Annotated in this window: 10 protein-coding genes; 9 read left to right on the top strand and 1 reads right to left on the bottom strand. The window is 52.5% G+C overall.

Annotated elements, in window-relative coordinates; genetic code table 11:
• Positions 1-25: 25 nt before the first annotated feature.
• The 3 genes from EYC87_RS00385 (at position 26) to EYC87_RS00375 (ending at position 4,256) form a co-directional block, all read left to right on the top strand.
• Positions 26-1,747 carry a haloalkane dehalogenase gene (locus EYC87_RS00385; RefSeq protein WP_279251106.1) on the top strand — a complete coding sequence of 574 codons (1,722 nt, stop codon included), beginning with the start codon at positions 26-28 and terminating at the stop codon, positions 1,745-1,747.
• Between the two features lie 144 nt (positions 1,748-1,891).
• Entirely contained in the window at positions 1,892-3,154 is a 1,263-nt protein-coding gene (locus EYC87_RS00380) for a sulfotransferase family protein (RefSeq protein WP_279251105.1), read from the top strand.
• Positions 3,144-4,256: a DUF1214 domain-containing protein gene (locus tag EYC87_RS00375; RefSeq protein WP_279251104.1), complete on the top strand. Its 1,113-nt coding sequence runs from the start codon at positions 3,144-3,146 to the stop codon at positions 4,254-4,256. The genes EYC87_RS00380 and EYC87_RS00375 overlap by 11 nt, the downstream gene beginning before the upstream one ends.
• 55 nt (positions 4,257-4,311) lie before the next feature.
• Here EYC87_RS00375 and EYC87_RS00370 read toward each other — a convergent pair whose 3' ends face one another.
• Complete coding sequence (locus tag EYC87_RS00370; RefSeq protein WP_279251103.1) at positions 4,312-5,601, bottom strand: APC family permease; 1,290 nt, start codon at positions 5,599-5,601, stop codon at positions 4,312-4,314.
• A gap of 268 nt (positions 5,602-5,869) precedes the next feature.
• On the opposite strand from EYC87_RS00370, the gene EYC87_RS00365 reads away from it, so the two are divergent.
• The 6 genes from EYC87_RS00365 to EYC87_RS00340 all read left to right on the top strand — a co-directional run bounded on the left by EYC87_RS00365 (position 5,870) and on the right by EYC87_RS00340 (position 12,921).
• Positions 5,870-7,135 (top strand): acyl-CoA dehydrogenase family protein, encoded by a 1,266-nt coding sequence (locus EYC87_RS00365; protein WP_279251102.1) that lies wholly within the window; start codon positions 5,870-5,872, stop codon positions 7,133-7,135.
• A gap of 5 nt (positions 7,136-7,140) precedes the next feature.
• Positions 7,141-8,544 carry a phosphotransferase family protein gene (locus tag EYC87_RS00360; protein ID WP_279251101.1) on the top strand — a complete coding sequence of 468 codons (1,404 nt, stop codon included), beginning with the start codon at positions 7,141-7,143 and terminating at the stop codon, positions 8,542-8,544.
• A gap of 252 nt (positions 8,545-8,796) precedes the next feature.
• The gene (locus EYC87_RS00355; RefSeq protein WP_279251100.1) at positions 8,797-9,417 is read left to right on the top strand and encodes a gluconate 2-dehydrogenase subunit 3 family protein; all 621 of its coding nucleotides are present in this window, start codon (positions 8,797-8,799) and stop codon (positions 9,415-9,417) included.
• 17 nt (positions 9,418-9,434) lie between these two features.
• Entirely contained in the window at positions 9,435-11,141 is a 1,707-nt protein-coding gene (locus tag EYC87_RS00350; RefSeq protein WP_279251099.1) for an FAD-dependent oxidoreductase, read from the top strand.
• 111 nt (positions 11,142-11,252) lie between these two features.
• A complete protein-coding gene (locus EYC87_RS00345) occupies positions 11,253-11,576 on the top strand; it encodes a DUF6812 domain-containing protein (RefSeq protein WP_279251098.1) in 324 nt (107 codons plus the stop codon).
• A 328-nt stretch (positions 11,577-11,904) separates the two neighbouring features.
• Positions 11,905-12,921: an LLM class F420-dependent oxidoreductase gene (locus EYC87_RS00340; protein WP_279251097.1), complete on the top strand. Its 1,017-nt coding sequence runs from the start codon at positions 11,905-11,907 to the stop codon at positions 12,919-12,921.
• Positions 12,922-12,988: the final 67 nt, after the last annotated feature.

Genomic DNA, 12,988 nt, shown 5'->3' with positions numbered 1-12,988 from the left:
AGATATTTTTCAATCAAAAAAAATATTGGCCTTATCTGGCTTTCTACTCCTTGTGATGCTGGCGGGCTGTAGTGACGGCTCAGACAATCAGCGCGTTAGTGTTGAGGAGGCGGTGCAGGCGCAGGATTTATGTAAGCTTCCCGAAGAAGATATCGCGGTGAATACCACCGCAGGTAATATCGAATTCGTGCGCACGCCGGATGCATGTTTCGACTATTTAGACGATTATCCCTTCAGCCCTAACTATGTGGAGGTGGACGGCCTGCGTTACCACTTCGTGGACGAGGGGCCTCGTGACGGTGAGGTGATACTGCTGCTGCACGGCCAGCCCACTTGGTCCTACCTCTACCGTAAGATGATTCCGGTGCTGGTGGAGGCCGGTTATCGGGTTGTCGCCCCGGACCATATTGGCATGGGGCGATCCGACAAGCCGGTGGACCCTCGTGTGCACCAGTATGAGCAGCATGTAGCGTGGATGAAGTCTTTCGTCAGCGAGTTGGATCTCACCGATATTACGCTCTTCGTACAAGACTGGGGTAGCTTGATTGGCCTGCGCATGGCGGGCGACGACCCTGATAAGTTCGCTCGTATCGTGGTCGCCAACGGTGATTTGGCGCTAATCCCCGATGGGTTCAATCCCTTCACGGTACCTGTATTCGAGTTTGACGAAACGATTGAAGGCACCGCCGAACATTTGTCCTTGCGCCCCACCGACCGGGTAACGGGTTTCCAGTATTGGGTAGATTTCGCCGCTACAGCTCCGCATCTGTTTGCCGCGGATATGGTCGACCTCTCGATCGGCAACAATTTAACGCAGGCAGAGTACGACTCCTATAACGCCCCGTTCCCGGCACGAATCTATTGGGGTGGCATACGCGCATTCCCCTCCATGGTCGCAGGGTTCGGACAGGCGAACTTTCCCGCCTATGAGGCGCTGGGACTTTTTGAGCGGCCTTTCCTTTTCATAGGCGGAGACAACGATCGCTATCTAGGCTCGGTCGCAAACCAGAATAAGTGGATTGCCCATGTGCCCGGTGCCCAGGGGCAACCCCATACGCGCTATGAAGCGGGCCATTTTATTCAGGAAGAAGTGGGTGAAGAAATGGCGGCGTATGTGGTGCTGTTTATGCAAGATAACCCACTTAATCTGAGCGAGCCTGAGCCAGAACCCGAAGAAGAGGGACCCAGGGGGTTCGAGATTCTGGAGCCGCAACCGGATGGGACTTTCCGTGCCTGGGTTAGTCCAGCAATCACCGGAGAGGAATTCGCTGCACTTGAGCTACCTGATGGCTGGATAAAGAATACACCGCGCGAGGCGGGAGTTGATGGTCCAGATTCCAATCGCTTCCTGCGCTCACCCGATGGATTGAAAGAGGGTGACTTCCTCGTAGAACAACTTTTCGGCTTTCCCTGGTTGCATGTGGCTACCGTTGTGGAGCAGTCAGCTCCCCTGGACGAGGACGGGTTATTGATGGTGACCAGCGTGCGCAAATATCACGAGATTACCTATAACGCCGGGAGCATCCTGGTGTTGCTGGTGGCTCCGTCGGGTGATGTGTACTTTCGTATCGGCCGCAACGCGAACCGGGTCAGCGACCAGCCCACGATTCCCGACCTGTGGAAGCTGGTGGAATACACGACACCGGAAAAACTGGTTATCGAGCTATTTGAAGGAAATCTTGTGATTCGCTCCGATAACGAGGATTCGTTTCAGGGACCGGTACCTGAACTCAGGGCTGTATTATAGGGTGTGCGATTCGCGAGTAGATTGTTGATTGCCCTATTGGGTTTCGACAAATCAACACCTCGGGTTTGCAGTGACCAGAACCTTGCGCATCAAACGACTGCTCTGGCCTTGTATGCCAATCGACTGAAGGGCAATATTAGGAGCATGAGTATCGCTAACGCCCCACTACCCCTGCCCGTGCGACTGATGAACGCCGGATTCTCGATCACTGGCCCACTAGGTGCGCGCCTGCTGTCGCTGCAACCCGAAGCCCTGATAGCCCATGCAGCAAAACAGGCCGGGCTCAACGACTTCGGTTCAGACTACTTTCGCGGACCTCTGGCGCGGCTGTGCCGGTCCCTGGAAGAAGATGCGCAACTGACCGCTCTGGGCCGACTAATGGCCCGCCAGGACATCTTGCGATTGCTGGTCAACCGGCTGCAATTTATCGATATATTCAAGCGCCACCCGGAAATTGCAGAGCAGGAAATCAAAGCGCCGATTTTCATCCTGGGCATGCCCCGAACAGGTACTACCAGCCTGCATGAGCTAATGGCACTGGACCCGCAATTCCGTGCACCCCTGAGTTGGGAGGTAGCCTACCCATTCCCTCCACCGGAGACAGCAAGCTATCGCAGCGATCCACGTATTCGCCAATGCGAGGAGGAACTGGCCCGGGTAGACCAGTTGTTGCCAGACTTTCGCAACATGCACCCCATGGGTGCAGAGCTGCCACAGGAGTGTGTGGCCCTCTTTGCCTACGATTTTGTCTCGATGATTTTCGATGTGCAGTTTAGGGTGGATCGATATCAGCAATGGCTGGTAGCCGAAGACATGACTGAGGTCTTCAAGAATCACCGTCGCTGGCTTCAATTGCTGCAATGGAAGTGTCCGGGAGATACCTGGGTGCTCAAGTCTCCGCAGTACCTGTGGAATATCGACGACATGCTGCGCGAATACCCTGATGCCAGGGTTGTGCAGACCCATCGCGATCCGTTGAAGGTGGCCATGTCTATCGGCAGCCTGGTATCCACCCTGCGTGGTTTGGGTTCGAATGATCGCGACCTGGTGAGAACCACCCGTGCCTATGCGGATCTGCTGCACTTCGGCACAGAGCGCACCATGTCTGCTCGCCAGCGAGGGCTATTGGCTAGCGATCGTGTTATCGACGTGCAATTCGCCGAGTTCCGCAAAGGGGAAGTGGCCGCCGTGCGGCGCATTTACGAATACTTCGGCCTAGAGCTCAGTCATGACAAGGCTGCGATGATGCAGGGCTTTTTAGATAACGGCAGGGAGAGTGAGCGTCACGGCAAGCACACTTACAGCCTGGCTGAATCCGGGCTCGACCTAAGCGCTGAGCGTGAGCGCTTTGCTGCCTACCAATCTTCCTATCAAATACCCAGTGAGGTACTGGCAAATGACAATTGAAACCCAGAGCAGAGTGGCACTTCGCGAGTTGATCGCCCTGTTGCAGGAAGTCGATGAACACTGGTGCACTGAGGAGCGCAATCTGGCTTCGGTGCAAGATGTGGCGGGATCTCATCGGGCCCTGATGCACATATTAGAAGCAGCGCTGGTCGGTTATTTTGACAAAGATGCGCAAATGCCGGACTTCCGACGTATCGTGACCCCTAGCCGCAAGCTGACCGGTGACAATCCGGACGCCATCTACTTTGATGCCCCTGTTGCACCGGATTATAGCTACCGCGTCGACGGACAGATGAACGGCGCTATTTATTTTTCCATGACCATCGAGAAAAACGCCGATGGCGATCGCATTGCCGAAACCTGCGGTGCGATCAACGATACGCAGATCGATATCGACGCAGACGGCCGCTTCAGCATCTTCCTGGGCGGCGAGACCCAGTCGCGCAACTGGTTGGCTTTACCGGAGGGCGCTTCACGGATTACCACCCGGCATTACTTCGAGCAGGCGGCGCCTGCGGCAACTGACCCTGAGTTGGAGCCGCGCATGGCCATCAGTTGCACCAGTGCGGCGGCATCGCTTCCACCGGCGGACGATGTCAGCATTGCCGATGGCATTCGTCGTGTATGTAACGTGGTGCGCAGTCGCACTCTGAACATGCCATTGCTGTCCAGCGGTGAGATGCCGAACTTTATGTCCATTACCCCTAACTGTTTCCCCCAACCACAGCTGCCTGGAGAGCACGGTCTGGCTGCAGCGGATGCGCACTACTCAATGGCACCTTTCCTATTAGGGCCAGATGAGGCATTGGTCATAACCGGGCGGTGGCCAGATTGCCGCTTCGCCAATGTCTGTCTATGGAATCGCTTCCAGCAGACCTTCGACTATCGCAGTCGCAGCGTGGCGCTGAACCGAGCTCAGACCGAGTTGAACGAAGATGGTAGCTTCCGTATGGTGCTGGCTCACACTGACCCCGGCGTATCGAACTGGCTGGATACAGAGGGCAATGCCTTTGGACTGGTGTTCTGGCGCTTCTTCCTGGCGGAGGGTGAAGTAGAGACGCCGCAAACCGAGGTGGTAAAACAAGCCGATCTGGAGCGATAAAGTGTGCTTACTTAAATGAAGCCACTATTACTGTCTCCCCTGACGTTAATCTCCATCAGCGCCCTTGCGCCCACTTGAACAGACCCAAACCAAACACCAAGGCGAGTAGCACAACCAGAACCTGCAACGGAAATTGACTCGCCGAATAAACCAGTGTCCAACCCGTTATGGCCAGGAACAGAAGAGCAGGTAGCGGATACAGAGGCATTCGATAATCCAGGTCGCTCACTTTGTCGGGGTGTCGGTTACGACTAACAAACAATGCAATTACCGTGACAAACGTGTTGAAGGCCATCAAAAGACCGGCGAACAGCAGGATTTGCTCAAAGGTCGACGTCCACAGAAAAACAAAAGATATTCCTGCCATAAAAATAATTGCCGTTACCGGTATGCCATCTTCATTGGTACGGCCAAGCATTGAGAGTCTGGGATAATCTTCGCCTAAGCGCTGCAGTGCGCGTGGTCCGGCCAGAATCATTGCACTAACAGTGGAAGTTAAAATACCGGCTAGCACCAAGGACACAAAAAATCCCGCCTCAGGACCAATCATGTAATGAGCCACGACATAAGCAATTTCAAGCTCTCCGCGCAATGCTTCGATGGGAGCTGACGACAAAAACACGGTATTCAAAGCAACATAGACAACAGCAACCAAGCCACAGCCAATCATTAAAATTCGGGGTAGATACCGCGCAGGATTCTCTATTTCACCCAGGATATAGGTGGCTGCGTTCCAACCGGAAAAAGCGTAAGTCACATAAATTAGCGCAATCGCTGCATCGCTACTGAAAATATCACGGAATAAATCAGCGTCGTTAAGGGCTAGCTGATCGCTATATTCTGGGCGCTGAATAAGCGCGTAACCGATAAACAACAGGATTAACATAAGTTTCAAGGCAGTGAGATAGTATTGCCCGGCCGAGCTTTCGTGATGTGTTCGCGAATGAACCACAACAACAGCAATAATTAAAACGCTAGCAGACACCTTGGCATCTATGGGTAATAGCGCGACCTCCAGGTAACTGCCAAATGTCAGCGCAGCCAACGCAACCGGTGCAGCGAAACCCACCGTGGCTGAAACAGCACCGGACACAAACCCGGCATAGGGATGAATCAGCTCAGTCAGAAAGTGATATTCACCGCCTGAGGCAGGATGCCTCGAACCTAGCTCGGCGTAACACAGCGCACCGCAAAGGGCACAAACACCACCTATCGCCCAGAGTATCAATATTGCAATGGGCGACGACAGCGACAGCAGCTGAAAACCCAACGAGGTGAAGACGCCAGTGCCAATCATATTGGCCACTACAAGCGCAGTTGCTACTTTGGGTGTATAGTAATTCATGCGTTAATCGCTTATATGACGGTAAGGATTATACGCTGACAGTGGTCGAAGGATATGGCAACCTGCGAGCCGCTTTCTAAAACACACTTTTTGCTGTTGGCGCCGAATCAGTCCTATTCCATACTTCTTATCGAATTTTACTTGCGGCTCACCCTAATCCGGTGAAACGCCTTGAGCAAACTGTGGCACTGGCCTTGGGGCGCATAAACCCATTGTTAGTGATTACATTGATCGCTAAAGAAGCGAAAGTCAGGCAGGAGAACCCTTAATGGATTTCGACATCCCCCACGATATTGCCTATTTTTTGACAGAGGTTGACCGATTCATAGAGTCCAAGATAAAGCCACTGGAAGCAAAAGACGATAACCAGCGCTTTTTCGATCATCGCCGTGAAAATGCCCGCACTGACTGGGACAGAGACGGCCTGCCTAACCATGACTGGGAAGCGTTATTGCAATCTGCAAAAAAACTCGCCATAGAGGCGGGTATTTATAGCTATCCGTTCCCGTCTGCTTATGGCGGCCGAAATGGTAGCAACCTGGGGATGGCCATCATCCGCGAGCATCTGGCGGCAAAGGGCCTGGGGTTGCATAACGATCTGCAAAACGAACATTCAATCGTAGGCAATAATATCGGTCTGTTATTGCTGTTGGAATATGGCAGCGAAGAACAGAAAGCAGAGTGGCTCGATGGCATCAAAAATGCCGACAAAGGCTTTGCCTTCGGCATTACTGAACCGGAGCACGGCTCCGATGCTACGCATATGGAAACCGTTGGTCGACGCGATGGCGACAGTTGGATAATCAATGGAGAGAAGACCTGGAATACCGGTGTACATATCGCCGATGCCGACCTGGTAATGGCACGGACATCAGGAAAACCAGGCGACGGGCTGGGAATAACCGCCTTTCTGGTTCCCATGACTACGCCCGGCGTAAACGTCGAAGAATATCTGTGGACTTTCAACATGCCCTCAGATCACGCGCGCGTTTCATTTACTGAGGTCCGTGTGCCTCACAGCGCCATTTTTGGTAAAGAGGGATATGGCCTGGCCGTAGTCCAGCACTTTTTTAATGAGAACCGTATTCGCCAGGCCGCCTCCAGTTTGGGGGCAGCGCGATACTGCATTGCAGAAGCAGTGAGCTATGCCAATGAGCGCAAACCTTTTGGTAAAAAACTGTCGTTAAACCAGGGGATACAGTTTCCCCTTGTGGACTTGCACGCCCGCGCCGAAATGTTGCAGGCGCTGATTCACAAAACCGCCTGGCTGATGGACAAGGATGGCCCCTTCTCGGTCTCTGACAAGGTGTCTATCTGTAACTACCAGGCGAACCGACTGTGCTGTGAAGCCGCGGATACTGCAATGCAAGTGCACGGCGGCATGGGTTACTCCCGTTACAAACCGTTTGAACACATTTATCGCCATCATCGTCGTTATCGGATCACCGAGGGCGCCGATGAAATCCAGATGCGTCGCGTCGCGGGCTATATGTTTGGCTTCATGGCGCAGCAGAAGCCCAAAGGCGTGGAATAAATTCAATGGAAGACGCACTCAGCGAGCGGATTGAAATCGTTTTGCGCAGAGAGTTCGACGAATTCTATGAACTGGAGTCCTGTCAACAACTCAGCGCCGGTGCCAGCCAGGAAACCTGGCGCATCACCTTTCGTAGTCGCAGCGGAGAATCCAGGCTGGCCCTGCGCAGGCGTCAACCCAACGCGGTGTCACAATCTGGCGCAGGGGCTATAACACTGGAAATCGAAGCAGCATTATTGCGGCTGGCCGTTCAATCGGGAATTCCCGGGCCAGAGGTGTTTTACGTGCTGCAGCCTGACGACCAATTAGGTTCCGGGTTTATCATGCAGTGGCTGGATGGCGAAACGCTGGGGCAACGCATCAACCGAGCACCTGAGCTTGCCGATATTCGACCGCAACTGGCACGTCAATGCGGTGAACTTCTCGGCAGAATTCACAGGCTGCCGTGGCAAAACACCGCATTGGCAGACCAACTTCCCTCAATAACGCCCGCTGACCTGGTCGACCAAACCTGGGAGTATTATTGCGACATCAATGTACCGGTGCCCATGATTGATTACACGTGGCGATGGCTAAAGGATAATTTGCCAGTCGACTCGCGCCATACGCTAGTGCATGGCGACTTCCGAAATGGCAACCTGATGGTAACCGCTGGCGCAGGCATTAACGCGGTACTCGACTGGGAACTGGCGCATATAGGCGACCCAATGCGCGACCTTGGCTGGTTGTGTGTTAACTCCTGGCGCTTTGGCAACAGTGAACTGCCGGTGGGTGGTTTTGGCCATCTCGACGACTTACTTGCCGGCTACGAAAGCACATCAGGCTTAAATGTTGATCGGCAAACGCTGCGATTCTGGCAGGTATTTGGTTCCTTTTGGTGGGCCATGGTCACCTTGCAAATGGCACAAGCCTGGCGCACAGGAGAGACACCCAGCCTGGAGCGTCCGGTGATAGGACGACGTTCCTCGGAAGCACAAATGGACTGCGTCAGCCTGCTCATACCGGGTGACTATCGCCTGCCCGCAAGCGATGACTCGACCGTCACCGGTACGCAGTTACCGATGCCCGGCGAACTACTTGCAGGGGTTGAAGCGTTCCTCAGGGAAACCGTTGCGAAACAACTCGATGGACACAGCCAATTTCTAGCTCGCGTGGCAGCCAACTCATTGAGTATCGCCCAGCGCGAGTTTCGCCACGGCGCAAAAATAGCGCAAGAGGAAACAGCCAGATTGGGGGAACTGCTTACTGCCAATGATGACCTGGATACCCTGCGCTGGGAATTGGTGCATCAACTGAGAGACTCACTCCCGCTGAACACACAGGGACTGGCGGAACATTTGCGGCAAACCGTAGCGTGTCAATTATTCCTGGACCAGCCGGGTTACAGTGCACTTAAGAACGAGTATTGACAAGCTTATTGCCACAAGCGCCCTCAAATGGGCTTTGAAATGCCTTATACTCTGAGGAACGGGCGACTGAGACTACGATTTCCAACTGCTAAAAAGTCAGGCTGCGGCAGTGTATTGGCTGTACAGTCGCTTTAACGCTGTAGAGTGTTACTTTGGCTCCTGGGTACATCAGTTAATTGCCTGTATGGCGTTCGCGGGCTCGGTACTTATTTTGCCAAACGTCAGACGCAAACGTAGAGGAATACAAGTCAAATGGAACGAAGAGAGTTTTTACAGTGTGCCGCTATACTGCTGACGGGGGCTACGGCTAGCCAGCTTGGCTTTACCCTGAGTGACGAGCAACGTGCCTATATGGCAAGCGCACCCAATTACAATCTTGGGGCAGTAGATTATTTCTCTACAGAACAGCGCCGCATTGTAGCGGCGATGTCAGAGATTGTTATTCCACGCACCGATACGCCGGGAGCAATCGATGCCGGCGTCCCTCGCTTTATCGAGTTAATGGCTGCCGACTGGATGAACGATCAGGAGAGAGCGATTCTTCAGGATGGTCTTCAGTATATGGCGTCGCGCATTCCAGAAGAATACGGCAAAGCTTTTCCCGATTTAACGACGGAGCAGCAATTGGAAATTATGGAAGCGCTGGAAGATGCTGCGTCCGACTCCGATTGGTATGCATTCGGTAACGTGCGGCGAGCTTTCATTAGCGATGCACCCTTCATCTGCCAGATTAAAGAGCTTGTTGCCTGGGGTTTCTTTACCTCCGAGAAAGGTTCTACCCAGGTATTAAGGTATGAGGCAATGCCGATGACCTTTGACGGAGATATACCGCTGTCACCTGACGACAGCACCTGGGCTGGCTCGACAATTTAATTGCGACTGGAATTATCATGATTGAAAGTAAGCATTACGATTTTGATGCAATTGTAGTCGGATCGGGAATTTCCGGTGGCTGGGCAGCAAAAGAGCTCACTGAAAAAGGACTTAAGGTGCTCGTGCTCGAACGCGGTGAGGACCTCGAACATGGCTCCGGCTACTACGGCGAGCACGCACCCAACTGGAAATTGCCTTATCAAGGCAAAAAACCGAGGGAGCTGTATGACGAAGAATATCCAATGGCGGCAAAGGTGTTTCATTCCTTTGGAGAATACAATCGCGAATTTTGGATGAACGAGAAGGAAAACCCTTACGTCGTCGACAAAGAGAATCCTTTCATGTGGATTCGTTCAAACATCGTGGGGGGCAGGTCCGTACTCTGGGGGCGCCAAACGTATCGCCTTAGCGACATGGATTTCAAAGCGAATGCTACTGATGGGCATGGTATTCCATGGCCAGTGACATACGACGAAATCGCCCCTTGGTATAGCTACGTTGAAAAATTCGCTGGCATAAATGGCAAGAAAGAGGGCCTACCCCAGTTTCCCGATGGCGAGTATCAGCCACCGATGCCCTGGTTTGCACTGGAAGAAACCATAGGCCAGCGCTTAAAGAAAAAAGCGCCAGACGTAACGCTCACCAGTGCTCGTACCGCCATCCTCACAGAAGACCTCCCGGGTCGCAGCGCGTGTCACTATTGCGGACCCTGTGCACGTGGTTGCTCAACGGGCAGCTATTTCAGCTCACAAAGTTCAACTCTGCCAGCAGCCAGAGCCACCGGCAATCTCACGTTAAAGTCCAATATGTTAGTCGATCGCCTGGAGTACGATAACGAGAGCGGAAAAATATCTCGCGTGCATGTGATCGACACTAAAACCCGGGAGCGTTCATCGTTTTCTGCACGCGTGTTCTTTTTGTGCGCGTCCACCATTGGTAGCACGCAAATATTAATGAATTCCAAAAGCGAATTCTTTCCCAACGGCCTGGCCAACAGCAGTGGCACACTTGGACACTACTTAATGGACCACACTTTGGGCATGAGTGGCATGGGACTGTTTTTAGACAACATGGACAGCTATTACCATGGCAACCGGCCGACAGGGCTATACATCCCGCGCTTCCGTAACCTTGATGGTCAGGACGAAGATGCTGATTTTGTCCGTGGTTATGGTTACCAAACCGCGCTGCTGCGAACAGATTGGCAAATGAACTTCAACTCAAAAGGGTTTGGTGCAGACTACAAGGACTCAATGCGCAAACCCGGCCCCTGGATATTCGTACTTGCCGGTTTTACTGAGTGCCTGCCACAGAAAAGTAACCGGATGTATCTCGACCCAAACAAAAAAGACAGCTTTGGAATGCCGCAGGTGGCATTTGAATTTAGATGGAGCGACAACGAATACAAATTGCGCAAAGATGCGTCTGTGCACGCTGAGCGTTTGTTAAAAGCTGCAGGTGCGGTTTACTCATTGCCCGCCGGCGACGAAATGTCGATGCCCGGAGAGGGTATTCACGAGATGGGCACCGCTCGCATGGGCGACGACCCCAGAGAATCTGTACTCAATAACTATAATCAGGCCCATGATGTGCCTAATTTGTTTGTGACAGACGGTTCGTTCATGACATCGGCCTCTTGCGTTAATCCCTCGCTGACATATATGGCTTTTACCGCAAGAGCTTGTGACTATGCGGTCAAGCAATTGGCTGAAGGTTTCATCTAGCCTTGATCCACCTTAATCTAGCATTTAGACCTACGAGCTTTTGCCCTAATACTGCATTTATACTTATTATCGCTGACGTGCTAGCGTCATTAAAAAAGAGGATAGCATTGCGTGACTACACCCTCGAACATTGATAAAGCCGCTCTGAAGATTTACGTCAAAATGTCAGACGGTCAGAGACTGCTGGGACTGTTTTACCTGGAGCCTAATGAACGCCTGCAAGATGTAATGAACGACAAGCGCGCGTTTCTTCCTCTACATGCGCTCGGTGACAACAATAAATATAAAATGGTGATGTTGTCCAAGCGCTTCATCCAGCAGGTTGAAGAGGCCGATAGCAAAAGTAGCGAGATGAACAGCGAGGACAGACGCGCGCTTGATGATCGTCGGTCTGGCGATCGTCGCGGCACCGGCGGCTCATTGGAGCTTGCATAATATTGACGTCAGCATCAGCGTGATGCCCCGTTTCACGCGCCTATAACACAGCACACCCCAACAAGTTTCCACGCGTCTTTTTTTGACAGCTTTAGACGCATTCTGCCTGGACCAGCATTCAAGGTGGTAATGGTAGTCTGGGGGCTTGCCTAAATTTACACTTATATGTAATATTTGAATTGAAAATTACAGTTTGATGTAATATTACATCGAGTCACTTACAAATAAAAAAGACACTGATTATTTTCGTAATTGCTTGGTTTTGGATTCAGCTCGGCTGCAATCGTCTATAGAACGGCAAAATAGCGTATCACAAAGGAAACCTACTATGGCTGCTTTGAAGTTAGGTCTTGCACAAGGCTACTGGGGTGCGGCACCTCAGCCAAATTTCGTGGAAATGGCGCAAGAGGCAGAGAAACTGGGCTACGACTCAGTTTGGTCAGCAGAAACCTGGGGCAATGATGCATTCACGCCCCTGGCCTGGATCGGCGCAAATACTGAAACAATCAAGTTGGGCACAGCCGTCGTTCAGCTATCTGGCAGAACCCCCACTTCTTGTGCCATGCACGCATTAACGCTGGATATGCTGTCCAATGGACGCCTGATACTCGGACTGGGCGTATCAGGTCCGCAAGTAGTCGAGGGCTGGTATGGGCAACCCTTTCCCAAACCGTTGGCACGCACACGTGAGTACATCGATATCATTCGCCAGGTATTCGCTCGCGAGGAGCGGGTCACCAACCCCGGTCCGCACTACCCGATGCCCTACGGCGGGGAAGACGGTATGGGTCTGGGGAAACCCCTCAAGCCGATGGTCCATCCGCTGCGCAATAAAATCCCAATCTACCTGGGAGCGGAGGGGCCAAAGAATATCGCTTTAAGTACTGAAATTGCAGATGGCTGGCTCCCCCTGTTTTATAACCCCTATGATGAAAGTGTTTACGCAAGCTCGCTCACTAATACCAAGCCAGACTTCCAGATAGCGCAGATGGTCACTGTCAATATCACCGATGACATCGACGCTGGCTTGCTGGGCGTGAAACATTTTCTCAGCCTTTACGTTGGTGGCATGGGCGCAAAAGGCACTAATTTCCACAAAAATCTCTTCGAACGGATGGGGTATGCCGACGAGGCCGAGCAAATTCAAAATCTGTTCTTCGAAGGCAAACGCGATGAAGCAGCCCGGGTAATCCCCGACGAGTTGGCCGATGCCATGGCACTGATAGGACCCAAAGACAGAATCAGGGATCGCCTGCAGGCCTGGAATGATTCCAAAGTAACCACGCTGTTGGTCGCGACCACAGACAAGCAACAACTTAGAGACATGGCTGAGCTAATTTTGTGAGCAGAGATTTTGCTCGCAGGCCGAGTGGTAATCACCAGCCATGCACGGACGGCTGAATTTTAGTATG

This window comes from Candidatus Seongchinamella marina (genome assembly GCF_026262685.1).
GTDB lineage: Bacteria > Pseudomonadota > Gammaproteobacteria > Pseudomonadales > Halieaceae > Halioglobus > Halioglobus marinus.
The sequence above is the reverse complement of the archived record's forward strand: the minus strand, read 5'-3'. Positions and strand labels throughout refer to the sequence as shown.